Annotated in this window: 23 protein-coding genes; 9 read left to right on the top strand and 14 right to left on the bottom strand. The window is 42.7% G+C overall.

Annotated features, from left to right (window positions below; all coding sequences use genetic code 11):
• The first annotated feature begins 591 nt into the window (after nucleotides 1-591).
• The gene (locus C7Y69_RS11505; protein ID WP_013782662.1) at nucleotides 592-1,056 is read left to right on the top strand and encodes an RNA recognition motif domain-containing protein; all 465 of its coding nucleotides are present in this window, start codon (nucleotides 592-594) and stop codon (nucleotides 1,054-1,056) included.
• 37 nt (nucleotides 1,057-1,093) lie between these two features.
• On the opposite strand, the gene C7Y69_RS11510 is transcribed toward C7Y69_RS11505, so the two are convergent.
• On the bottom strand, nucleotides 1,094-2,371 hold the full coding sequence (locus tag C7Y69_RS11510) for a DUF5610 domain-containing protein (protein ID WP_126872794.1): 1,278 nt from the start codon (nucleotides 2,369-2,371) through the stop codon (nucleotides 1,094-1,096).
• A gap of 157 nt (nucleotides 2,372-2,528) precedes the next feature.
• Here C7Y69_RS11510 and trmA point away from each other — a divergent pair, with 157 nt between their 5' ends.
• Nucleotides 2,529-3,623, top strand: a complete 1,095-nt coding sequence (gene trmA, locus C7Y69_RS11515) for a tRNA (uridine(54)-C5)-methyltransferase TrmA (protein WP_126872795.1) — start codon at nucleotides 2,529-2,531, stop codon at nucleotides 3,621-3,623.
• A 48-nt stretch (nucleotides 3,624-3,671) separates the two neighbouring features.
• Here the strand turns inward: trmA and fabR are convergent, their stop codons facing one another.
• Nucleotides 3,672-4,292: an HTH-type transcriptional repressor FabR gene (gene fabR / locus C7Y69_RS11520; protein WP_126872796.1), complete on the bottom strand. Its 621-nt coding sequence runs from the start codon at nucleotides 4,290-4,292 to the stop codon at nucleotides 3,672-3,674.
• 323 nt (nucleotides 4,293-4,615) lie between these two features.
• Between fabR and C7Y69_RS11525 the strand changes: the two genes are divergently transcribed.
• From C7Y69_RS11525 to sthA, 3 genes are all read left to right on the top strand, one after another.
• Nucleotides 4,616-5,989: a DsbA family protein gene (locus C7Y69_RS11525; RefSeq protein ID WP_126872797.1), complete on the top strand. Its 1,374-nt coding sequence runs from the start codon at nucleotides 4,616-4,618 to the stop codon at nucleotides 5,987-5,989.
• A 325-nt stretch (nucleotides 5,990-6,314) separates the two neighbouring features.
• On the top strand, nucleotides 6,315-7,442 hold the full coding sequence (locus C7Y69_RS11530) for an acyl-CoA desaturase (protein WP_126872798.1): 1,128 nt from the start codon (nucleotides 6,315-6,317) through the stop codon (nucleotides 7,440-7,442).
• A 213-nt stretch (nucleotides 7,443-7,655) separates the two neighbouring features.
• Nucleotides 7,656-9,083: a Si-specific NAD(P)(+) transhydrogenase gene (gene sthA / locus C7Y69_RS11535; RefSeq protein ID WP_126872799.1), complete on the top strand. Its 1,428-nt coding sequence runs from the start codon at nucleotides 7,656-7,658 to the stop codon at nucleotides 9,081-9,083.
• 53 nt (nucleotides 9,084-9,136) lie between these two features.
• On the opposite strand, the gene C7Y69_RS11540 is transcribed toward sthA, so the two are convergent.
• On the bottom strand, nucleotides 9,137-9,451 hold the full coding sequence (locus tag C7Y69_RS11540; protein WP_126872800.1) for a pyridine nucleotide transhydrogenase: 315 nt from the start codon (nucleotides 9,449-9,451) through the stop codon (nucleotides 9,137-9,139).
• 115 nt (nucleotides 9,452-9,566) lie between these two features.
• Between C7Y69_RS11540 and C7Y69_RS11545 the strand changes: the two genes are divergently transcribed.
• Nucleotides 9,567-10,145 carry a uracil-DNA glycosylase family protein gene (locus tag C7Y69_RS11545; RefSeq protein WP_126872801.1) on the top strand — a complete coding sequence of 193 codons (579 nt, stop codon included), beginning with the start codon at nucleotides 9,567-9,569 and terminating at the stop codon, nucleotides 10,143-10,145.
• A 4-nt stretch (nucleotides 10,146-10,149) separates the two neighbouring features.
• Here C7Y69_RS11545 and C7Y69_RS11550 read toward each other — a convergent pair whose 3' ends face one another.
• Nucleotides 10,150-12,384, bottom strand: a complete 2,235-nt coding sequence (locus tag C7Y69_RS11550; protein ID WP_126872802.1) for an EAL domain-containing protein — start codon at nucleotides 12,382-12,384, stop codon at nucleotides 10,150-10,152.
• 136 nt (nucleotides 12,385-12,520) lie between these two features.
• Between C7Y69_RS11550 and C7Y69_RS11555 the strand changes: the two genes are divergently transcribed.
• Complete coding sequence (locus C7Y69_RS11555; protein ID WP_126872803.1) at nucleotides 12,521-13,432, top strand: TIGR03899 family protein; 912 nt, start codon at nucleotides 12,521-12,523, stop codon at nucleotides 13,430-13,432.
• 109 nt (nucleotides 13,433-13,541) lie between these two features.
• Here C7Y69_RS11555 and C7Y69_RS11560 read toward each other — a convergent pair whose 3' ends face one another.
• Genes C7Y69_RS11560 through C7Y69_RS11570 form a run of 3 tightly spaced genes read right to left on the bottom strand, consistent with a single transcriptional unit; the run spans nucleotide 13,542 to nucleotide 17,825 of the window.
• Complete coding sequence (locus C7Y69_RS11560) at nucleotides 13,542-14,288, bottom strand: phosphoadenylyl-sulfate reductase (protein WP_126872804.1); 747 nt, start codon at nucleotides 14,286-14,288, stop codon at nucleotides 13,542-13,544.
• Complete coding sequence (cysI, locus tag C7Y69_RS11565; RefSeq protein WP_126872805.1) at nucleotides 14,281-15,999, bottom strand: assimilatory sulfite reductase (NADPH) hemoprotein subunit; 1,719 nt, start codon at nucleotides 15,997-15,999, stop codon at nucleotides 14,281-14,283. Before cysI ends, C7Y69_RS11560 begins: the two co-directional genes overlap by 8 nt.
• Nucleotides 15,999-17,825: an assimilatory sulfite reductase (NADPH) flavoprotein subunit gene (locus C7Y69_RS11570; protein WP_126872806.1), complete on the bottom strand. Its 1,827-nt coding sequence runs from the start codon at nucleotides 17,823-17,825 to the stop codon at nucleotides 15,999-16,001. Before C7Y69_RS11570 ends, cysI begins: the two co-directional genes overlap by 1 nt.
• Before the next feature lie 372 nt (nucleotides 17,826-18,197).
• Here C7Y69_RS11570 and C7Y69_RS11575 point away from each other — a divergent pair, with 372 nt between their 5' ends.
• Nucleotides 18,198-18,488, top strand: coding sequence for a hypothetical protein (locus C7Y69_RS11575; protein WP_126872807.1), 291 nt, complete (start codon nucleotides 18,198-18,200; stop codon nucleotides 18,486-18,488).
• Nucleotides 18,489-18,567: 79 nt separating this feature from the next.
• Here the strand turns inward: C7Y69_RS11575 and C7Y69_RS11580 are convergent, their stop codons facing one another.
• The 7 genes from C7Y69_RS11580 to dusA all read right to left on the bottom strand — a co-directional run bounded on the left by C7Y69_RS11580 (nucleotide 18,568) and on the right by dusA (nucleotide 23,686).
• The gene (locus C7Y69_RS11580) at nucleotides 18,568-19,323 is read right to left on the bottom strand and encodes a TIGR04219 family outer membrane beta-barrel protein (RefSeq protein WP_126872808.1); all 756 of its coding nucleotides are present in this window, start codon (nucleotides 19,321-19,323) and stop codon (nucleotides 18,568-18,570) included.
• 3 nt (nucleotides 19,324-19,326) lie between these two features.
• Nucleotides 19,327-20,319 carry a DUF2333 family protein gene (locus C7Y69_RS11585; protein WP_126872809.1) on the bottom strand — a complete coding sequence of 331 codons (993 nt, stop codon included), beginning with the start codon at nucleotides 20,317-20,319 and terminating at the stop codon, nucleotides 19,327-19,329.
• Nucleotides 20,320-20,476: 157 nt separating this feature from the next.
• Nucleotides 20,477-20,821, bottom strand: a complete 345-nt coding sequence (locus tag C7Y69_RS11590) for a hypothetical protein (protein ID WP_126872810.1) — start codon at nucleotides 20,819-20,821, stop codon at nucleotides 20,477-20,479.
• On the bottom strand, nucleotides 20,821-21,021 hold the full coding sequence (locus C7Y69_RS11595; protein ID WP_013782645.1) for a PspC domain-containing protein: 201 nt from the start codon (nucleotides 21,019-21,021) through the stop codon (nucleotides 20,821-20,823). Before C7Y69_RS11595 ends, C7Y69_RS11590 begins: the two co-directional genes overlap by 1 nt.
• Before the next feature lie 88 nt (nucleotides 21,022-21,109).
• Nucleotides 21,110-21,781, bottom strand: a complete 672-nt coding sequence (gene pspA / locus C7Y69_RS11600; RefSeq protein WP_126872811.1) for a phage shock protein PspA — start codon at nucleotides 21,779-21,781, stop codon at nucleotides 21,110-21,112.
• Nucleotides 21,782-22,132: 351 nt separating this feature from the next.
• Nucleotides 22,133-22,414: a hypothetical protein gene (locus C7Y69_RS11605; RefSeq protein WP_126872812.1), complete on the bottom strand. Its 282-nt coding sequence runs from the start codon at nucleotides 22,412-22,414 to the stop codon at nucleotides 22,133-22,135.
• Nucleotides 22,415-22,642: 228 nt separating this feature from the next.
• Complete coding sequence (gene dusA / locus C7Y69_RS11610; protein ID WP_126872813.1) at nucleotides 22,643-23,686, bottom strand: tRNA dihydrouridine(20/20a) synthase DusA; 1,044 nt, start codon at nucleotides 23,684-23,686, stop codon at nucleotides 22,643-22,645.
• Nucleotides 23,687-24,014: 328 nt separating this feature from the next.
• Between dusA and C7Y69_RS11615 the strand changes: the two genes are divergently transcribed.
• Nucleotides 24,015-24,551 (top strand): hypothetical protein, encoded by a 537-nt coding sequence (locus tag C7Y69_RS11615; RefSeq protein ID WP_013782641.1) that lies wholly within the window; start codon nucleotides 24,015-24,017, stop codon nucleotides 24,549-24,551.
• Nucleotides 24,552-24,557 lie beyond the last annotated feature (6 nt).

The following is a 24,557-nucleotide window of genomic DNA, read 5'->3' on the forward strand; positions in this document are numbered from 1 at the left end:
TGTTATAAATTGTTAAAGAACGTGGTGCAGAATCTCGACGCTTTTTGGTCGTGACTTCTGCGCAAGGAGGACTCAGGCTACATATAGTTGCTAGCGTCTTTCTTGCTTTGCTTCTCTTCGAAGCGGATGCGCATTCTACGCGTTTCGTTTTCAGTGTCAACGTTTTTCGTAAATTTCTTTTCGAAGCGCTGTTAACTCCAAAGAGTTAATGAAAACTGCTTTTCCAGTGTTGTTACCAACTCCTTGAAGCGAGGCGCGCATTCTACATCGTTAAGTTACGATGTCAACCTAGATTTTTAACTTTTTAATCAGTCTTAATTCAAGGTTGCGCACTGTGTCTTGTGAATGCCTGAAGCCCCCTCAAAACGTGGAGCGCATTATAGATAGGTGGCGTAAAAGATCAACCGTTATTTGGCACTTATTTGCATTTAATAACACTTTCACCCTCAAACGCTTATTTTTACATCATTTAGGTGTATTCCATTGGACTTTAGGATAGTTCTTTCACATTTTATTGTTCTAATTGTTACAAATGAGTAAACTATAACCAGCCTTCATTATTATGATAATAAACACTAGAAAGGTAGGTATATGAAAGTAGGCTTTATTCAATGCACTGTTATTAGTGCTATCTTTGCAATCGCAGGATATCTGTTGTTTTCATCAGCTAGTATAGAAGCGCACGTTCCGTTAACGGTTTCAGCGTCTTTATTAATAAGCGGTATATTAACCCCGTGGCTAGCTTCACTCCTTAACAATTCCCCCTCTGAAACAGCTGCGCCCTCCACCAGCAGCACAACCACTGAAACACTCTATGTGGGTAATCTACCGTATCGTGCAAACGAATCTGCGGTTAAAGAGTATTTTGGTAGTTTTGTCGAAGTACAGTCTGTCCGACTCATGAAGGATAGAAAAACTGGCAAGCGAAAAGGTTATGGCTTTATTGAAGTGATAACTAGCGACCTTGACCCAGTAATAGCGAAGACTAACGACTCAGTGTTCCAAGAGCGAACATTAAAAGTTAGACCAGCTAAAGACAAAGTAGAACAAGTATAAATTAAAAAACCTGGGCATGACCCAGGTTTTTTTTACTCTATTCTGAAGCCGCTTGCTGTGGCATCGCGTTTAATAAGTTTTGGTTAAACGTATGGAAACGATTTATAGCTGAAACTAAATCAGGTATTTGTACATCTTTCATTTCACTAATAATACCTGCAAGCAATGTATTGTAGTCATCTCCAGCGCCTAAGGTATTCTCGGCATTTTCGAACGTAGACATCATCTTTTCTAGATACTGTGCTATTGGGCTTACTACATTACCGTATTGGTTTTCAGCCTCACCTTCTTCACTGTAGTGCTTTACGTTCTCATAAGCCTTGACCATTTCGGTTTGTGTAGTGCGGTTTAACTGCAACGCATACCCAACTAACTCTTTGTCATCGAAACCTAAATTCAACGCTTGTTCGAACGCCTTATCCATATCCCCGCTATAAAAGGTATCGGCTAAGTCTTGTGCTTCACCCACAAGGTTTGCAATAGCTGTCATTTCATCTTCGTCTATTTCACCCTTTAACGAAAAGCTGATGCCACTTCGCTCAAAGTATTCATATTGAGATGACTGCTGCGCCACAACTGAATCTGTATTCGAACTAGACGCTTCAGCATCGTCATTCGCGGGTATATATAGCGAAGCCTGACTAGCAGCACTAAACTGTCTGATACTTTCAAAGCTAAGGTTTACTTCATCCCCATCTTTGGTTCGAATGAGCAAGCTTCCTGATTTAGCATCAGATGCAGATACCGCGTTAAGCTCGCTCACACTCACTGGATTCGGATTGAAGATATTCTGTTCTAAATCGTTAATGCCGCCGTCTATCATTTCACGGCTACGAGTAACACCTTCTTCAATCTCATCATTCATAAAACCTTCGAGATCTTTTTCAGCCATAGCGAAGCCACGACTTACGCCTTCACGGGCCTGACCAAATAACCCTTTTAGGGTATCGTCATCCGCACCACCATCAGCGGCACCTTGAATGACTCCGGTCACGAACCCAAGTACATTACGGGCAACTTTTTCGAAATCGAATAAGCTTTTATTTTCTTCGCCGTCTTCAGACTGCTTGCTTTCATTAGGGCGCTTACCATCAACAACCACATTTTGACTTAAGCTACCACTGAAGACCTTTAAGCCGATACTGGTCTGCGTGCTATTCACGGTGACCGTTGCTGAATGCTGTTTGGTAAACTCGGCTGCTTGCTGTAAGCCTTCCTGTTGAAGCTGCTTCTTTATAGCTTCATTCGGGTGAACCGATGCCTTTTCATCCACTTTCTGGTCGCCCATGAAAGCCTTAATTTGACTCACGTTCATAATTTGATCCTCACTATCCTCAATCAAGTTATCGGCACCAATCACGTATTGTTTAATTTTAATACGAAATTTTTGCTTCTGTGAGTTTTATCCGTTGCACATATAATATAAGGCACTACAATTCGCAGCCTTATTTAAATGATGTTCGGAGAACCACATGACAACCACCACTGCAAAAGACTATCAAGCTCAACTCGATGAGAAAGTGGATCGGTTAGGTACTCTTCTTACGCCGTTTAACGTACCGAGTCTGTCGGTGTATCCGTCTAAACCTGAAAACTACCGTATGCGGGCTGAGTTTCGTGTATGGCACGACGGTGACGATCTTTATCACATCATGTTCGATCAAGGTTCTAAAGAGAAGTACCGCGTAGATACATTTCCACCGGCTAGTGAAACCATTAACAAGGCAATGCAGCAATTAATTGATTATTTAAAGCCAAACGAGCTGCTGCGCAAAAAATTGTTTCAAATTGATTATCTAACTGGATTATCCGGTGAATTGGTTATTAGCTTGCTGTATCACAAGCCACTAGATGACGAATGGGAAGCACAAGCTGAACTACTTCGCACCTTTTTAGCTACCCAATTTACGGCTGTGAGTATTATTGGGCGGGCTAGAAAGCAAAAACGCATTGTGGGTAACGATTTTATTATAGAACGTCTACCTATTAATGGCCGTGAATTCGAATTCAAACATATCGAAAACAGCTTTACTCAACCTAATGCAGAAGTGAATTGCAGCATGATTGAGTGGTCACTTGAATGCTCTGCTCCCCTAACTGGCGATTTACTCGAAATGTATTGTGGTGCAGGGAACTTCTCAATGCCATTGGCAGTTCATTTTGACAACGTGATAGGAACCGAAATAGCAAAGCCTTCGGTACAAGCGGCGCAATACAATATTGCGGCAAACCACTTAGATAACGTGAAAATTGTTAGGCTTTCTGCAGAAGAGTTTACTGAAGCAATGAATGGGGAAAGAACCTTCTCTCGTTTAGAAGGTATCAACTTAACTGAATACAATTTTACTACTGTATTGGTCGACCCACCTCGAGCAGGGTTAGACGTAGATTCATTAAAAATGATTCAAGGGTACGATAATATTATCTATATCTCTTGTAACCCTGAAACCTTAGCTGAAAACTTAAGCCTGCTTTGTGAAACTCACGAAATAGCAAATGCGGCACTGTTCGATCAATTTCCATTCACCCATCATATAGAAGCGGGTGTGTTACTTACTAAAAAGTAACGAGCTATATTTTGCAAATGGATTTGCAGCAACTTTAGATTTTAACGCTTAAGATGCGTCGGAAGATGTCTGTGATGCAAGCTTCGACATTGCGCCCAATTGCACGAAACGTAATTGGGCTTTAACCCTTTCGCCAATTTCTATCTTCAACTTTGTATCAGCTTCTAACGCTTCTGCACCAGCACTGAATACCAATCTAACCATCGCATCAGCTTGGAGCTGCGCAATATTGTACTCCACGCCTTGTTGCTCGATGATGTAATCGGTTAGCTCTTCAATAAAATGTTGAATTTCGCGAAAAACCGCCATTCGGTATGCCGCTGATGTGCCTGTATGTTCCCGCAACAATAATCTAAATACATTCTTGTTTGCAGAAATGAACTCCATAAAAGTTTCAACTGACGTGTGAATTACGCCGCCACCTGAAGCAATTCTACGGCGAGCCTGGCGCATTAACTGGCGAAGAGCTAACCCAGCTTCATCCACCAGCGTGAGCCCTAATTCATCCATGTCTTTAAAGTGTCGGTAGAAGGACGTTGGCGCAATGCCTGCTTCTCGAGCAACTTCACGTAAACTAATAGCAGACAAACTGCGATTTTCATCCAGTAATAGGAATGCCGCATGAATGATATTTTGGCGGGTTTTAAGCTTTTGTTCCTGACGAGTCACAATAGTACCAGTTTGTTAGTCTTCACTAGTCTATCGCATGAGTGCCTATGGGGAGAAGCTTAAATTAATTCGGCTCTAGGCATAAACGCTATTAGCACTTACTCATTATTATCTCCATAGCGTTTTATAGTAACTGTTGTTACTGTACATTTTATTCTTAACAAGTTGTTAACTATGTAGCCGCTATTCTCCTGTAAGGCATTACTGGGACTTTATCAGAGTGAATAGCCAGAATTAATTTATCTCATTATTTCCTGTGGGAATGATGGACTATGGGGTTATAGGACTATCGGCCTACATGAACAAAAATAGCTGACCCAATAATGAAAAAAAGTATTCAGCCCTACGTGCTACGGTTCATTTCGAGTAACACGCTACTAAGTATTAAACGCCGCTATTATACTTGTGCACGCTTTTTTAAGCGTGGTGTACCTAAATTAGAAATTTTCATAAAAGTAGATGACCCCTACTCATTCCTACTTGTTCAAGCATTACCGACACTCGAAAAAAAGTATCGCGTAGCCATTACAGCTCGCGTCATTATCAATTCAGATCCCGTGATGTTTCCTGAATTAACTATGTGGAATAAGCATTCAATTAATGATGCGATGCATTTAGCCAACGTTTACCATCTTCATTTTCCGTGCTCTGCTACTGAGATTACCCACGAAGCTCGCTCAGTTTTTACTGCGTCCTGTGCCGTTCAGCAAAAAATAGATGAAGGCGCTTCATGGACAGGCATTGCTGAATTGCTACTTGCCTATTGGAAAGGTGATCATATTGATGCCTCGTCTAGTATTGATGAGGCGGCATTAGAAAAACGCTTTGAAGCACACCTACATCAGCTTTCCTCGAATGGTCACTATCTGCCCGCCACGATTTTTTACGATGGTGAATGGTATTGGGGTGTAGATAGGCTTGATCACTTAGAACGTCGACTTATTGATGAAGGCTATGGCATACAACCCAACCCTCAAATCGAATTTGATAAAACCTATGCTTCGCTATTACAGCCTCTCAATTTTTCGATAGATACGAAAAAGTGCGCCGAACCTTTAACCCTGTTTTGGTCTGCCCGTAGCCCCTACTCTTATATTGCGTTGCTGCAGGCCGTAAAACTAACCACACACTATGGCATCCCCATTGAAGTAAAACCTGTATTGCCGATGATGATGCGTGGGTTATATGTTCCCCCTAAAAAAGCCATTTATATTTTTCTAGACACAAAACGCGAGGCACAGAAACTGGGGATTAATTATGGGTTTCTAGCTGATCCGTTAGGTGAAGGTGTAGAGCGATGCTATGCGTTGCTAGCCTATGCTCGGGCGAATAATAAATACCTAGATTATTTACTCTCGTTTGCGAAGTCGGTAAATGCACACGGTGTTAGAGCAGATACAGACAGCGGAATGGAAAAAATAGTAGAAGACGCTGGGCTATCTTGGCAGGAGGCAAAGCGACACTTAGCCAATACTGACTGGAAAAATGAGGTCACTGCAAACCAATCAGACATTTACCAAAACGGCAGCTGGGGTGTGCCCGTTTTCAGATATAAAGATATTCAGGTATGGGGCCAAGATAGGTTATTCGTTATAGAAGATGTCATTCGACAAAACCTTACCCTGCATAAAGTAGCCCCTATTGATAAAGCAATGCATGACATTCGCCAAGCAGTAGGTAGTTCACAAGATGAATGAAGTGGACAATTAAACTAACTTGCACCAGGTAGAGTTCAACAATATGAAGCAATTGTTATGACGCAATCCTCACGAAGCAAAATACTGTAAGACTGCCAGATATGGGTCACAGTCCCCAACTTGAAGCGGCTACCGATATTAGTAATTCAATAATTTCCTTTATAAACAGCGATAAGGCTCCCTAAGCATAAAGTGTAGTAGGCAATTTCTTGAAGCTTACTATAATTAAAGTTTACACACGTAAGCAGAACTTCTGTCCATTCTGCTTGCCTGATGAGCAATAAAACGATAAATTAGCGCACAGTTGTAAGCTGAGTTGTAGAAAATGAAAAAACCACCTCTTATCCTGACGAATGTCTTAGTGTTCATAATTACCGGCGCCATCGCCTTTATTGGCGTACCTGTATGGGTTATCAATCATGGAATTGATTGGGCCGAAATAGGCACTGCGATCTTCTTATTTTATTTCACTGGTATGTCAATTACTGCCGGTTACCATCGTCTTTGGTCACATAAAACCTATGATGCGAATATTGTCGTGCGCGTAATACTTGCCATCGGCGGCGCAATGGCATTGCAAAATAGTATTTTGCACTGGAGCTCAGATCATAGAATTCACCACCGTCACGTAGATGACAACGACAAAGACCCTTATTCAGCAAAGCGCGGTTTGTGGTTTGCACACATTGGTTGGATGCTTCGCGAGTATCAAGAAAAGCGATATGACGACTACAGAAACTGTAAAGACTTGCAGAAAGATAAAGTGGTTATGTGGCAACACAACTACTACCTGCCAATCGTTCTTGCTGCTAACTTTGGCGTTACTGGCTTTTTGGGCTGGTTAAATGGCGACATCCTAGGCATGATTTTAGTGGCTGGTGTACTACGCTTAGTACTTGTTCACCATGTTACTTTCTTCATTAATTCCCTCGCGCACTTCTGGGGAAACCAGCCGTATACTGATGCAAATACGGCCAGAGATAACGGTGTACTAGCATTCTTCACTTTCGGCGAGGGTTATCATAACTACCACCATATTTTTGAATACGACTATCGTAACGGTATTCGTTGGTATCAGTTTGATCCAACAAAATGGTTAATCCGCGGGCTTTCTTACGTGGGGCTTACGCACAACCTGCGTCGTGTACCTGAAGAGCGTATTGAAAAAGCGAGAGCGGCGATGCAACTGCAACGTGCTAGCGAACAGGTCTCTGTATTACCGAATGCAGAAGAGCTCATGCACACCATTGAGCAAGAGTATGAGCTACTTATGCAACGTATGTCTGATTACTACGCGGCGAAAAAGCGTTTGATGAAAGTAAAACAAAAATCACTCAAACGTACCATAGAAGGCTTAGAGCTTACCTATAAGTATAAAGAGCTTAAGCATGCGTTCGCTGTACAAAAAGAAAAGTGGCTTCAGTTACAGAGTCTATCGCTTCAAGCCGCATAAATTGTTGGCTCCAGCTTAGGGACTACTGACATTTGATGTACAGTAAAGGTCCACACCCTCTATACTATTTTAAAAACCCACATGCGCTTTGCTCATGTGGGTTTTGTTTATTTGGCGATTAGCACTAGAGTTAGAGTTACAAACCCAGTAACGTAGAATATTAGTCATTGTTATTTTACGACAAGCGCGGCCACTCAAAAATAGGATGTAGTTATGGCGACAAAGCAAAAAGATAAACCAGCAACCCCTTCTTACCAATACGATGCCATTGTTATAGGTACAGGACCTGGAGGCGAAGGTGTAGCCATGCAATTGGCTAAAGCTGGCAAAAAAGTCGCCGTAATAGAAAGGTACGAAGCCGTGGGAGGTGGGTGTACGCATTGGGGCACTATTCCATCTAAAGCGTTAAGGCATTCAGTAAGCCGCTTAATTGAATATAATAGCTCTCCCCTTTTTGCTGATAACCATGTAAGCAGAAGCCTCACATTTGCAGAAATAATGCGTCATGCCAGTGGGGTCGTAAAAAGTCAGACTCGTCTTAGATCGTCATTTTATGATAGAAACCGCGTTAACTTGTATCATGGTGAAGCCAGTTTCCTTGATGCCAACACCTTACAAATTGTCCGTGATGATGGTTCGAAAGATATTTTAACAGCAGCACAGATTGCAATCGCTACTGGCTCTCGCCCTTACACGCCACCCGATATCGATTTTGGTCACCCTCGTATTTATAACTCCGACACGATTTTATCTCTTGATCACGACCCTAAATCCATCATTATTTACGGCGCTGGGGTTATTGGATCGGAATATGCCAGTATCTTTCGCGGCATGGGCGTAAAAGTTGACCTCGTGAATATGCGAGACAGACTTCTGTCTTTCCTTGATACCGAAATTTCAGATGCGCTAAGTTACCACCTTTGGAACAACGGCGTACTTATTAGGCATAACGAAACTTATAAGTCGGTGGAAGGTAAAGAAGACAGCGTAGTGTTGAACTTAGAGTCTGGTAAACGAATGAAAGCTGATTGCTTGTTATTTGCCAACGGTCGTACCGGTAACACTGACATGCTGGGTTTAGAAGCCATTGGCTTAAAAGCAGATAATCGCGGGCAACTCAGTGTGAATGAGAAATACCAAACCCAAGTAGATAACGTTTTCGCTGTAGGGGATGTTATCGGATACCCAAGCTTGGCGTCTGCCGCATACAATCAGGGCCGATTTGCCGCTGAAGCCATGTTAGGGGCAACCACACACACCGCATTAGTGGCTGACATTCCCACTGGCATTTATACCATTCCAGAGATTAGTTCGGTGGGTAAAACAGAACAAGAGCTTACCGCCGCAAAAGTGCCTTACGAAGTGGGTAGAGCCCAGTTTAAGCATTTGGCTCGTGCGCAGATTGCGTCAACACAGGTGGGTAGCTTAAAAATTCTGTTTCACAGAGAAACGAAGAAAGTTTTAGGTATTCATTGTTTTGGAGAACGTGCATCTGAAATTGTGCACATTGGGCAGGCGATTATGCAGCAAAAAGGCGAAGGAAATACCATCGACTACTTTGTTAATACAACCTTTAATTATCCCACCATGGCCGAAGCTTATCGCGTAGCAGCAATAAATGGACTAAATAGGATATTTTAAGGAAATTTGGGCACAAAAAAACCGGCACTTGATGCCGGTTTTTTTTAGTGCGATTAATCTCGGTTTGCAGCCAGAGTATTTAGCGCTGAAAGCGCATCTCTATGTGCTACGATATCGATCTGCATCTTTTCTTGGTCGAATGTCATTGTTGCAATTGCGTAGTCTCCAAGACTTTCGCTGGCAACGTTGACCAAATCAGTTTGTGCATCACGGAAATGAATGTTGTTGTTGATGTTCTCAGCTATACATTCATTATTCAATTCGAACGATTTTGCGTCCATACAATCGAAAAGCTGGTTTTCGCCAGAGCCCGCATGCGCAATACCAAAGACGGACATTAAGGTTAATCCTAGTACTACTTTACGCATGGTTTTTCTCCTGTTCAGCAGTTCATTACTGCGATGATCCAATAATAATGTATATACGTTTTAATGTCAAATCGGATCACGTAAATATGACAGCAATATTACAAAGTGAAATATTATGAGAAATTTGCCAATTATTTTTGAGGATTTAGTAAAAGAGGCGAAACAGTGTTCATTGTGTATTGAACACCTTCCCTATGGCGTGAACCCAATTTTCTCAATTGGGCCACAGGCAAAAGTTGTGCTAATTGGTCAAGCGCCCGGCCTGATCGCACATCAAAACACAAAAGCCTTCAGCGATAAAAGTGGTGAAAGGCTAAGGCAGTGGTTACACATCGATACTACAACGTTTTATGATGAAAACAAATTAGCCATTATGCCTATGGGGTTTTGCTTTCCAGGCTACAAAAATGGGGCCGATGCGCCGCCTAGAAAAGAATGCGCGCCCACTTGGCACGAGAAGATGTTACACGCCATTCAACCAGAATTAATTCTACTTGTCGGTAGATATGCTCAGCAATACTACTTACCTAAGTACCGAACATTAACAGACGCTATAAAGAACAATTGTGACGAGAAGTTTGCTGTGCTGCCCCACCCGTCTGGTAGAAACAACCGCTGGCTTGCACAGCATCCTTGGTTTGAAACTGAATATTTACCCCACGTGGTAGAGCGCTTAACACCACTACTTGAGTGAAACGTTAGTTCACGTCTTTTTGGGACACGAGGTAATCCATCAATTCATTAAATGGCATGGGTTTAGCATAAAAGAAGCCTTGCGCTTCATTACATCCTAATTCAATCATATACTCAGCTTGCTCTTTGGTTTCAATCCCTTCAGCAATAGTGAGTAGCCCTAGTTTGTTTCCTAAGGTAACAATAGTCTCAGCAAGCACAGCGCTTTTACCGGGCTCAATATCACGAATAAACGAGCGATCTACTTTAAGCCTGTCTAATGGAAGTTGCTGCAAGTAACTCATAGACGAAAACCCCGTACCGAAGTCGTCTATTGCTATGGCAACACCATGCTCTTTTAACGTTCTAAGAGCATCTATCACAATTTGCGGTTCATCCATCACCACGCTTTCTGTTATTTCTAACTCGAGTAAACTTGGATCGCATTTAGATGTGCTAATAGTGCCAAGCACTTTATTAACAAACGACCTATCTCTAAACTGAGGCATTGATATATTTACCGCCACCCTTAAGTCGCCGAAGTTTGCCTCTTTTAAATCTCTCAATCGGTGGCAGGCTTCTTCAAGAACCCATTCACCAATATCAACAATAAGACCTGAATACTCTGCCAGAGGCACAAACACCGCGGGGGAAATATAGCCGTTGTTCCCATCAGGCCAACGTAGCAAACCTTCCATGCCAACGACTTTTTCACTGACCAAATCTACTTGCGGTTGGAACCACAACTCTAGCTTACGTGCCATGAAGTCGCTGCGTAAGCGGCGTATCATTTCTAGGCGCCACGTGGTTTTGTCTTCAATATCTTTAGCAAAATACTCGAAGTTGTCGCTTATGTTCTTTTTCGCGCGATTTAGGGCAATATTAATGCGCTTTAAAATTTCTAAGCCAATATTTCGTTTGTCATCGAGTTGACATAGCCCCATCGTCACGCTGACAGGCAAGGTGTGGTCGCTCACCTTAAACGACGATTGAAACAATGAATTAATATTGTCGGGGTTAACCACACTCGAAGGGCCAATAAGCCCAAACACATCCGCGCCAATGCGCCCAATTTTAACTGAGTCATCGAAGCACGCTTGAAACCTATCACTGATAGCACGCAATAGCTCATTTCCAGCTTCTTGGCCTAAACCATCGTTGATGTCTGAAAAATGATTTACATCAATAAGCGCAACTGAGCAGTTTTCGCAGGCAAAAATATGCGGCTTATCGAGCATATTGATAAATTCATTACGATTGGGAAGTCTCGTAAGCCAATCCCTAAAGGCTGCGTTTCTTAGTTGGTGAAACAAGTTTACGTTTTCGTAGCCTACCGAAATACTGGATAAAAACACTTCTAACAAGCTTTTATCTAGGTTAGTAATTTCACTTACCATATTTACGTAAACTGCCGCTTCAAACCCAGAACGGTTTATATACAGCACAGATGAATCAGATTCGAAAATATGACGTTTAAGGCGAAGACAGCGACCTACTTGCTCGACAATTTCACTGTTATTAATGTTATCGATAGACTCATTAATAAAAGAAGCATATTCGCCTGCGGCCCCTAAGATATACACACCGTTGTCGTCTTTATCGAGAACCGAACCAGCTCTAGCACAAACAAGGCCCTCAGCATCTAATCCAATCAACGAGCTAATTTGAGTAACAACCCCTTCGCAAAACCCTTTTACCGAATGCTCTTCAAATAAATTGGCCGACGATGTAATGATTTTTTCTAAACCAATACGGTTTTGATTGATTGTCATTATTTGCTGATAAGAGCGCAGAGAAGAGATAACCGTCGTCATCAGTTTGGCGCGGGTAAGCTCTGTCTTTGTTTTGTAATCGTTAATGTCGTAAAGCTTAATCACCTCTTCTTCAGGTGCATAACCAGGTTGCCCTGTTCTTAAAACAATACGTGGTTCGGTTAGCCCCATGGATTCCCGGATATAACGCACTACATCGAAACCGGCGTCATCAGTTTCCATGACAACATCCAATAAAATGATAGCTATCGTTTTACCGTAATCGTGCAGAAGTGTTTTGGCTTCTTTAGCCGAATAAGCATGAAGGAAATTAAGTTTTCTATCATTAACAATAAGGTCGGAGAGTGCGAGTCGCGTAACGGTATGAATTTCCTCATCGTCATCGACAATAAGAATATTCCATTCTTTATAAAAAGTAGTATCGATATCAGAACTTCCATCATCATCTAAGAAGATAAGTTCATCGTTATCGTAATCCGTTGCCGACATAACTGCTTATACCCTCGTCACTGATTCATACATACTTTTTTGCCTGTATGCTGTTTATCAGAATTGCTAAATCGATACTGCAATGCAATAGTGGTAACCTATTGTTCATGCTTTGAATGGCAATCTACATATTAAAATGAAGATAACCCCTGATCCTTATACTAGTTCACTTCCTAAGACCAAGCGCCCTACTGAACCAACGCCGGCTAGCCGTAACGACAATCCAAACCAAAGTGCGACTCAAAATGTGCAACAAGATACACCGACGCATTTTGTACGGCAAAAGATACTCTCTTGGTTCTCTCGTGTCGGCATTTCTCCTTCAATGGCGAAAGATCCTAAAAGCCAACGCAACACGTTAGAACGAAGAAAGCAGATAATAGAATTACAAAAAGCTGCAAACCTCCAAGCTGTATTAAATATAGCACTAAATGTCAACATAACCGAATCTGAAAACGATGGACTTGATCCAGATTGGTTTTTTGCCTTCAGCAACATGGCAGAAGAGATCCACAGCCCGGGAATGCAGGAACTTTGGGGCAAGATTTTTGCCGTTGAGGTAAGTAAACCCGGCAGCTTTTCTCTTCGCAGCTTACAAATGCTAAAATTGCTTACTCACAGAGATGCGAAAGTCTTTGCGAAGGCGGTTAGTATAGCCAGTAGACGGCAACATGATACCATCCCTCGTATATTAGTCGGTTTCCATAGGAAAAAAGGCATACTGTCTTTTTTCAAACGTGCGGTGCCGGAACAGTTAAATTTAGCCTCTGTGGGTCTTTCCTATCCTGATTTACTTGCCCTTCAAGATATGAAGCTACTTTATGCCAGTGAGATTGAAAGCGGTGAGTATGCCGAAGGTCAACAAACAAGTTGGCGCTGTGGTGCCGAGCAATTCACACTAGAAAGTAAGCAGCCAGGTGTCGCCTTGGTGTATTTTAAGTTTACCGCAGTAGGTAGTGAGCTTTATAAGCTCGTACCAAGAAAACAAAACCCAGCTTACCTATCGGCACTTAAGGGCGTATTAAGCGAAGTCTTTAATATTCATTAACCCGCAGTTTGAGCCTCACCTATTTTAGCACCGCCTTTTTTAGACCGGCTACTCAGACATGGTTCGCCAGCCCCACTGTTTCGGTGAGCTAGGCGAACGGGGTGACAGATTAAATACCGTCACCAAACTCGTGCAACCCACATTCACGCTTAAGTCCGAAGAAACGAGTATCTTGTTCACTCATGCCTTCTTGCAATGATTGCGTGGTATGCCAATCGCCAATAGATACATAGCCTTCATCCCACAAAGGATGATAAGACAGACCATGCTCTTTCAAATAGTAGTGCAGATCTTTGTTGCTCCAATCAATAATAGGATAGAGCTTAAACTGACTGCCTACCTTTTGAAGCACAGGTAATTTGCCGCGGGTATCAGATTGGCTGCGGCGTAAACCGGCAAACCATGTACCTGCGTTAAGTTCTTTCAAAGCACGCTGCATAGGTTCAACCTTGTTCATTCGGTTGTACTGCTCAATGCCTTCAACACCTTGTTCCCACAATCGACCAAAGCGAGCTTCTTGCCACGCAGATGAAATATCTGCGTTATACACGTGCAAGTTTAGATTCAATGCGTCTTTCAGCTCGTCAATAAACTTGTAAGTTTCAGGAAACAAATAGCCAGTATCCGTTAATACTACGGGAATATCTGGCTTAGCTTGGGTAAGCATGTGTAGCATAACCGCAGATTGGGCACCAAAGCTTGATGACACAATGTGACTGTCAGGTAAGTTTTCAAGCGCCCACGCAACGCGGGCTTGAGCACTCATCTCTTCTAGTTCAACATTGATATCGGCAAGGGCTTCCTTGCTGATATCAAATGCTAACGGACTGCTATTAATTAGCGTCGAATTACTCATAAAAGTCTCTAGCTGAATCGACAACGGGCGCGACAATTTCAGCGCGAATAACATAATCACCGAACGATTCGTTACCGCTACGCTCTTTCGCCCACTTGCCAATTAATGAATCAAGTTCGGCCATAATTTCTTCTTCACTGATGTTTTCACGATACATCTTAGGAATACGGGTACCTTCACGATCACCACCTAAATGGAAATTATATTTACCTGGGCCTTTACCCACTAAACCAACTTCGGCCAACATGGCACGACCACACCCATTCGGGCAGCCCGTTACGCGGAAAATAATACTGTCGTCAGCTAAACCATGCTTCGCTAGCAAGCCTTCAAGTTCCGTTACCGCATCAGGCAAATAGCGTTCTGCTTCTGCCATTGCTAATGGACAAGTTGGCAATGCAACACAGGCCATAGAATCAAGACGTTGGTTTGAAGTTTCTGGCGCAATAAGGCCATGCTCTCGAGCCAAGGCTTCAATTTTTTCTTTATCTTCTGCCGGTACACCTGCAACAATCAAGTTTTGATTCGCGGTTAAGCGGAAGTCGCCGGTATGAATTTTTGCAATTTCAGCACACCCTGTTTTTAAGGTTTTGCCTGGATAATCTAAAATTCGGCCGTTTTCGATAAATAGCGTTAAGTGATATTTACCGTCAATACCTTCAACCCAACCGAAGCTATCGCCACGAGTCGTGAATTCATAAGGACGTGTTTCACCAAAGGTTACGCCTGCACGCTTCTCTACTTCGGCTTTAAAGTTATCTACGCCAACACGTTCTAGGGTGTATTTGGTTTTAGCATTCTTACGGTTAACACGGTTACCCCAATCGCGCTGGGTCGTTACTACTGCGGCAGCAACGGCTAACGTGTCATCCAAACCAATAAAACCAAAGTCACTGGCTTTACGTGGGAAAGTGCTCTTATCGCCATGCGTCATGGCAAGGCCGCCGCCTACCAGTACGTTAAAACCAATCAATTTGCCGTTTTCAGCAATAGCCACAAAGTTAAGATCATTCGCGTGAACATCTACATCGTTTTGCGGTGGGATAACCACGGTAGTTTTAAACTTACGGGGTAAGTAATTGTCGCCTAAAATTGGCTCTACTGGCTTTTCGGTGGTTTCCACTCTTTCACCGTCTAACCAAATTTCAGCATAAGCACGGGTTTTTGGAAGTAAGTGCTCGCTTATCTTCTTAGCCCATGCATATGCTTCAACGTGCAAGGCAGACTCAACCGGATTAGAGGTGCAAAGTACGTTTCGGTTTACGTCACCAGCGGTGGCAATAGAGTCGATTCCTGCTTTATTAAGCATTTGGTGCATCGACTTGATTTTCGGCTTTAATACACCGTGAAACTGGAATGTTTGACGGGTAGTAAGACGAATACTGCCGTACATAGTGTGATCGGCGGCAAATTTGTCGATAGCTAACCATTGGTCAGGGGTAATCACGCCACCCGGTAAACGGGCACGTAGCATTACGTTGTGCAATGGCTCTAGTTTTTGCTTAGCACGCTCGGCGCGAATATCACGGTCGTCTTGCTGATACATACCGTGGAAGCGGATAAGTTGGAAGTTATCTGCCGTGAACCCACCGGTTAAATCGTCTTTTAAATCGGTTTCGATAGTGCCGCGTAAGTTATTACTTTCACGCTTTAAGCGCTCGTTGTCAGCCAGTTTGCCCTCAACGATAAATGGTGATTTTTCATTGCTCATTAATAGACATCCTTCTGGTAACGTTTCGCTTTGCGTAATTCAACTAAGTACGCTTTAGCATCGGCTTCTGATTTTTCGCCGTACTGTTGCACAATACTAATAAGTGCATTTTCTACATCTTTGGCCATATAGGTTGCATCGCCACACACATAAAAATGTGCACCTTGCTGAAGCCATTCGTACACTTCTTTACCATGCTCAAGCAAACGGTGTTGCACATAAACTTTCTCTTCTTGGTCGCGAGAGAAAGCCAAAGTAATCTTATCTAGTAGGCCGTCTTTCACGTAACCTTGCCATTCCACTTGATACAAGAAGTCTTGGGTGAAATGCGGGTTACCGAAGAACAACCAGTTCTTACCTTCAGCCTCTTGAGCATCACGCTCTTGCATAAAGGCTCTGAAAGGGGCAATACCCGTACCTGGGCCAACCATGATAACCGGTGTATTTCCATCTTCAGGTAAACGGAAGTGATCGTTGTTTTCAACAAACACGCCTACTTCACCGTTTTCTTCTAAATATTCACACAAGAAACCAGATGCCCCGCCTTGATGACGATGACCAAAGGCTTCATAGTCTACGTGAGCTACCGTTAGGTGAACTTCGTCTTCAACTTCGGTTTGGCTAGACGCAATAGAGTATAAGCGCGGTGTTAGCGGTCGAAACGCTTCTACCAGTTGTTGCGCGGTTAAGCTGCCCGGATGGTCGCGCACAATATCAATCAACTGACGCTCGGCCATATAAGTGCGCAGTTTTGCTTTATCTTCCATCATCGCGGCTAAGCTTTCAGAGCCGGTAGCCGCTTGATAGGCTTTAATGAAGTTAGGATAGCTAAGCGTAAGCTCAAGCTTGCTGGTTAATGCTTCTCGCAACGTCAGCGTTGCATCAGCAACCTTCACTTCTGCATCGCCATCAAGAGAAAGTGTATCTATGAACGCATCAACAAGACTTGGCGCGTTTTTAAACCACACGCCTAATGCATCACCCGCTTTGTAGGTAATACCAGAATCTTCAAGGCTAATTTCAATATGGCGAATGTCTTTTACTGAATCACGACCTGTAATTTTTTGAGCATCAAGCAAGGTTGCCGTAAACGGCGCTTTTTTGGTATACGCTTGTTCAGGTGCGCCTTGCACGGCTGAGCCAGTTTGCACTGCTTGGGCAACAGGCGCTGACGCTGTAAAGTCATCTTTAAGAGAAGCGATTAAGTCATTCAGCCACGCCTCAGCTTGCGCTTCATAATCAACATCGCAATCGGCACGGGCCACTAGCTCGGTACCACCAAGCTTGCCTAAGCGTTCATCGAAGTCTTTGCCCGTTTGGCAGAAGAATTCGTAGCTACTATCACCTAACCCTAACACCGCGTACTTAGTGTTGCTTAACTTAGGTGCTTTTTTACCGCTAACAAACTCATGCAACTCGATGGCATCATCTGGCGCATCGCCTTCACCATGGGTGCTAACAAAAAGCGCAACATGGGTTTCAGCTTTAAGCGAACGAGGCTTGTAATCTGCCATGCTAACTAACTTTGAGTTGAAGCCCGCTTCTTCCGCTTTTGCCTGACACTGTTGAGCCACACCTTTCGCGTTACCGGTTTGTGAACCGAATAAAATGGTAAGCGTGGGAGCATCAGTCTGCGCTGGTGCTACTGCACCGGCAGTGGTTGGCGCAACGACGCCGCCTTGTGCAGCGGCCATACCCGCAGCATAGCCACTGATCCAAGTCAGTTGGTCGCGGTTTAACCCAGATATCGCTTGGGTAATTGCATTGAACTGTTGTTCGTTTAGTACGGCACCAGTAGCCGATGGATTGTTCGATTGTTGTGACATAATTCTTTAGCCTTAATTCGATGGGCATAAGGCTAACGGCTTTCTACAAGAAGAGAAAAGAATAAATGAGACTTTTTTATTACTGAAAGTGATTAAGGATGTGTTTTGGAGTATAAACACGCTGTTTTCGATGATAACACTACCAGTAAAGTTGATTTTAGGTAGCTTCCCTAAAGAATTTTTAGATATCAGCGCCTGAAATTAAGCACAAACCTAAAGTGTTTAAAGTAAATTTTTAGGTATAAGATAACTTTCTGAAGGAAAAGAAAAAGCACCTAAGCAATTAATAAATAAAGGGCTTTATGCTTAAATTCACAAAGACTAGCATGTGGAAATATGTTGTAATCAACCAAATTTTCTAATTGCTACATTATGTCCCAACTTCCGTTTTTTAGATCAACCACCTCGTTAATCATTCTGTTCTTTCTTAGCGCAATTTCATCTAGCCATGCCGACACATTTGAGTATTCAGATGTGCCATTGAATCAAGAGCGGCACAAAGATGACATTGAGGAACAAAAACATGACGAGCATGCAGAGCACGACGAACATCCTCTACTGTTACCTAGCCGAGCGGCTAGTGGGCAGTGGACTACTGATATATGGTCTCGCAACGATGGCTTCATTGCCAATTCAGGAATAAGAGTTAAATTTGGCCACTAGTGCAATAGTACTAATATAAAAAAGCAAAAAAACCGACGCATGTCGGTTTTTTTGTTTAATAGATAGATGTCGGCAACAATTAGAAGTGGACTTCTAACCCTGCAAACGCGCCATCAAATTCCATGTCTGCATAGATATCGTCAAGATCTTCAATATCCACCGTCACTTTGCGATAGCCCACCTGAAGGGTCATATCAACCGCGAGACTTTCTATAAATGAGTAAGTCACTGCTACTTGGTAGTCGCTTAGTTCGTGATCGTCAAACGACAAGTAGCTACCTTCAGCGTAAGCCGCTAACCCCGTAAACGGCAAGCCTACTTGCACTTTCGAGTACACCATTGGCACAACACCTGAGAAATCACCCGAGCCTTGCGTATCGCTGGCCGTATCATAAACTGAAAACGCGCCATCGATATACTTGGCATTCAAGCCCACATCGAAACTAATTAAGTCGTTATCGAATAGCTCGTAATACAAAATAATATCTGTAGCGTCTAACTCAACAATGGTATCCACTTGACTATCGGCAGTGTACAAATCGCCGTCGAAGGTAAAGTTAGTATTTAGTGTAGTCGTGCCCGAGTTATCAAGGGTGGTATGCCCTATCTTCACGTTAGGCACAAATGGCAACGGATGCTCAAATGCAACGTATAACGCAGTATTTGTTTCATCATCAAAATTGAAATCAGCAGTAGACGAACTATCGGCGAAACCACCTGTTGTATCCGTCTGCCAAACTTGTGCACCTGCGTACACTCCTGCAATTGTGTCTGCATGCGAAGATGCGGAGAAAAGAGCACAACCCACTAGGGTTGCCAATAGACACTTTTTCATTTGTTATCCTTGACTGAGAAGTTCTGAAAGTTCAATTAAAGCAGCGTTAGCGCGAGAAATATAGTTCGCCATCACTAAAGAATGGTTAGCCAGCATACCAAAGCCACTGCCATTTAGAATAACAGGACTGAACACAGACTGCTGAGTTGCTTCAAGCTCACGAATTATCTGCTGCAAGCTAACCAATGCGTTTTTATCTTCTAATACATCGTAGAATTCAACTTCTACCGCTTTAAGAAAGTGTAGTAGCGCCCACGTCGCGCCGCGCGCTTCATGAAAATTATTGTCTAATTTGAACCAACTGGTTTTAACCGTACGCTGCTGCGCTACCGACGTAGACTGTTTCGCTTTCGAATCGCCGGCTAAATCTGTATTAATTCTTGCAGAACCAACACTGGCACTTAAACGTTGAGAATAGCTGCCTAAACGCTTTTCAACTTGCTTAAGCCACTCACGTAAATTATCAGCACGGGTATAAAATTGGCTGTCAGAATTTTGCGGGTTCGCAAGCTGATCGCGATAAAGCTTAAGAAGCTCTATGCCGTCTCGGTAACTAGACTCAGACGACGGAAACATCCAGCTTTTATGATCCATATTAAATTTAGGATGCGCTTTAGTGAGATAAGGGTTTTCTAACGATTGAGATTGCGAACGGCTAAAGTCTTTACGCATAGAAAGCGCAAGGTCACGAATCATTTCCAGCGCGCCAAATTCGAAAGACGGCATATTGTCTAAGAAAACACCCGGCGGCATTACATCATTCGACAGGTAACCACCCGGTTTATCTAGCAAGGTTTCAGAGACATCAATCATAGTTGCAGTAAGCGTATAGCCGGCCACGTCTTCTGGATTAATATTTTGTGCTTGTTGCGCCACCCGCTTTTTAACGTCATAGGCGTCTGGTGCCATGCTCCAATACAGACCTATTAACCAAAAAATCAGAAACAACACTGCAATGACAATGGCTATTCGTTTTGTGCTAATTGATTTTCTCATATCAATGCCAACCTTCCTTTCAAATGACACAAAGCCGGACTTAACCGGCAATGTATAACTAATTATAAATACGCGAGAATTACTAAACCTTTATGACGGTTGCAGTTATATCACCATTTAACGACCTAATAACACAACTTAAATAAACTTATAATCATCATACAGGGCGATTTAGGTGTTGATCACGCTTGGATTTGTCCTTAAATGCATAGATAAGTATAGCTAAAACAACGATTGGCCAAAACGCGCCAATACCTGCAGCAAGTAATGCTAAGAACACCGCACCAGCAGCCAACAATAGCGTGCCAAGAACACTGACTGCCACGACAAAACCGACTACCGCTAACAGAACCCCTATCACAGATAGTGCAGCAAGGTTTTCCCAAGGACTAAGTAATTCATCTGACATTACGATATGCATACCAAACCAGTCGTCAATAACACCGCCTAAACAATTAACCAAGATCACAGCTAACACAATAGCGATAAGAAAGTTTTTCATTACACTGCCCTTGGCAATAGCATGACTGCCGCGAAATAAGAGACTACGGCGATAGCTGGCATAAAGATAAGCGCCGTTGCTGCGCCAACGCGAACCCAAATTGGATCTACCTCTAAGTGCCGTGCAACGCCTGCGCAAACACCTGAAATAACCGCGCTGTCTAAATCTCTATAAATACGTTTTTGTGATGGCATTTTCATTTTCATTTCCTCAATTCATTTCAGATTTACTTAGGGCTGTACGGTGAGAGTGCGCAGGTACTAGCCTACGCCGCACTCCACTTAATATTTACGCTACCTTTTTTTTCTTAAGCGCAGCCAGTTCATTCTCTATCGTTTCATCGGCTTCTAGGGCGTCGAACTCTGCGGCTAAAGAGCTAACACTGCCGCTATCCTTCGTTAGATCGTAGGCATCAACCTGCGCTTCTAGTGTGTCAATGCGCTGCTCGTAATGCTCAAAACGCATCATGGCATCATCGATTTTGTTGCTGTTATCCACGCTTTTTACTTTAAGGCGCGTTTCTAACGTTTGTTTGCGGCTAACAAGCGACTTTTGCTTTTGCTTCGCTTCATTTAGCTTGCTATTTAAACGGCCTGTATCAACCTGAATCTTTTCGATAATTTCAGCCAGTTGTACCTGCTGTTGCTCTAGCTGACTTAGCTTGGCAACATATTTCTGCTTTTCTACCAACGCGGCTTTAGCCAAACCTTCTTTGTCGTTATTCATGGCAAGCTGCGCTTTATCCTGCCAACCGTTGATATCTTTTTCTGCTGAAGCCATATGGCGAGCTAAGGTTTTCTGGTCGGCTAAGTAACGTGCTGCATCAGTGCGTACTTCAACCAAGGTCTCTTCCATTTCTTGGATAATTAGACGAATGATTTTTTCAGGATCTTCAGCCTTATCTAGCATGGCGTTTAAGTTTGATTGCACAATGTCATTTATTCTTGAAAACATACCCATTGTTATTGCTCCGTTTCAGTGTGATTAATAACGTAGACTAGGCAGTGGCCATGCTACGGTTGGCGATTAACTATGCTGACACCAATCTTGTCGCTTACATCTCTTTGCTTATCAAATACATTACAATTGGCGTGCCAAATCAGTAAGGTGCTGTTTTTATTAATTAAAACTTAAAAATAAAAATAACTGGTGCTCCGCCGCTTTCCTATAAACCAACTTTTTAGCAAATTTAACCACTCACTATTCGTCAATTTAACCAGTGACAAAATCAGCGTTACGTTTAAAAATTAAGGCAAAAAAAAACGACCTTATTAGGTCGTTTTTCATAAATAGGGTAGAACCGTCGATGGCTTACTCAGCACTAGAGCTAGCTTTTTCAGTATCGGCAGTTGATGTTGCTGCGATATCGGTAACTTCTACTTTACCCGTTGTAGCTTCACCTTCTAACTCAAAGTGATATGCCGTATTCGCCACCGTTTGGTACACATTTGCTTTTACTTCGTTGGTAGTGATACTCACGGCGTGATCAACCATATTCGTCAATATTGACTGAAGGATTGATTCTTGCGCATTGGCGCCAGCGCTAAATAAAGTGATAGAAACGATTGATGCTGCTAAAAGTGAAGTTTTCATAATTTCCCTTGATGGTAATCACTGCAACAGCCCTTCGCTATTGCTTTGATTAATAGATAGCTAAACTCGTGCCATCTAGGAAAATTATAGGTAAGCTACTGAATTAATATAAGATATTAGAAATCACGACACCCGCGACATTTCGGCCACTTTTCGTACAACACCAAGGTTTGGTCAAATTAATTAATTCGCTTAGTGTATTTGACCACTCAGTACCTTACCGTTCATTTAAGAAATATTATTCGCCGCTTTTTGCGCATTGTAGTCATTGATTTCTTGCTGCGCTGACTCAACAGCTTCAAGCGCATTCATTAATAAATGAGGATCTGGAGACTTTCCGGTACCATTTTGGCTAAGATAACGACGCCATATACGCCCACCCGCTTGACCTTGATACAAGCCAAGCATATGCCTCGCTACGTGCCAAGGCTTGAAATAAGGGTCGTCTTGGCGCGCAATACACTTTTCTATATATTGCTGCATCTTTAATACGACATCGCGGCGGCTAATGGGTTGAACTGAATTATCGCCAAAAATTTCGGCATCAACGGTAGACAGAATATAAGGATTGGCATAAACCTCCCTTCCAATCATTACTCCATCTACATATTTTAACTGCTCTTGAGCATCAGCAAGCGATTTTATCCCCCCATTTATACTAATTGAGAGCTCTGGATGAGATTCTTTTAGCATATGTACTCTAGGGTAATTTAGCGGCGGAATATCTCTGTTTTCTTTTGGACTCAACCCTTGCAGCCAAGCTTTTCTTGCATGCACAATAAAAGTATCGCACCCAGCGGTAGCGACGATATCAATAAAACGAGCAAAATCTTTATACTCGTCCATGTCGTCAATACCAATGCGGCATTTTACGGTAACAGGTATATCAACTTCAGCCTGCATAGCTTTAACATTGTCAGCAACCACCTCAGGTTGCGCCATTAAACATGCGCCAAAGCTGCCATTTTTCACTCTATCAGAAGGGCAACCCACATTGATATTCACTTCATCGTAACCGCGTTCTTGGGCAAGTACTGCACATTTCGCCATATGCTCTGGGTTACTACCGCCAAGTTGCAGCGCTACAGGGTGTTCTTCTTGGTTAAATCCAAGGTAGTCGCCTTTGCCATAAATAATCGCGCCAGTAGTTACCATTTCGGTATAAAGCAATGAGTGCTTTGAGAGCAGCCGAAGAAAGTATCGACAATGGCTATCAGTCCAATCGAGCATTGGGGCAATGGAGAACTTACGATTTAGTGGAGCGAAAGACAAGAAGTCACCTCAATATTATATAGATAAGTAGCGTTTGCTTGTTTTAGAGACTAATACTTAGTCTATAAACATTTCGCTGAATCCCGTTATTTTACTACTGTAATGGTAAAGGTTAAAGCTGTTCGGTCATATCAGCAGCAAGCTTTATCGCCAAAGTAAAAAACACATTTAAAACTAATGTGTTATTTCAAATCGCACCTTTACACGCTATGGTAGAGAAAAGAATAAAAAGCATCCTATTTTTCTATTTAATGGGCTTATTTACTAAGCCCAGTTCAGAGGTTTGATGTGAACGCAGTTATGTTTATGCCCAAGGGAGATTTTTTGCATGGCAAATAAACCATCTAAAAATGTGGAAGCCGAACCCGACGATTCGCAAGCGGGTAACGAGCTTACTCAGTTAAGAGAGATACTTTTTGGTCAAACTAATCGAGCATTCAAGGCAGATTTGGCCAGCTTAGAATCTCGCATAAATGACAACTTTGCTACGTTGAATAATCAGCTAGAAGTTCAGTTTAACGACATTAGAAAGCTCATCGATAACCAAGTTCAAGATTTGTCACATCGACTTGAAGGGGCGAATAGCTCGAACAGTAATGTTCAAAATCAGCTTCAAGCCACCACTGATAAACTGCAATCAGAACTTGAAATAGCCGAAACCTCTGCCAAGAATGATAACGATGCCCTAGAAGCACATGTGGTCAAAGAACTAGATTCCTTAGAGAATGTATTTAGTAAACGTCATCAAGAGCTACTCGAGCGTCTGCAGCAGGTTACAAGTGAACTATCAGAAACGAAAACTGATAGAAAGACGCTGGCGAACTTGCTTTCCACCATGGCTTCGAACTTAGCAACTGACCAGTAGCTGTAA

This window comes from Alteromonas sp. KS69 (assembly GCF_003989595.1).
Taxonomy (GTDB): Bacteria; Pseudomonadota; Gammaproteobacteria; order Enterobacterales; family Alteromonadaceae; genus Alteromonas; species Alteromonas naphthalenivorans.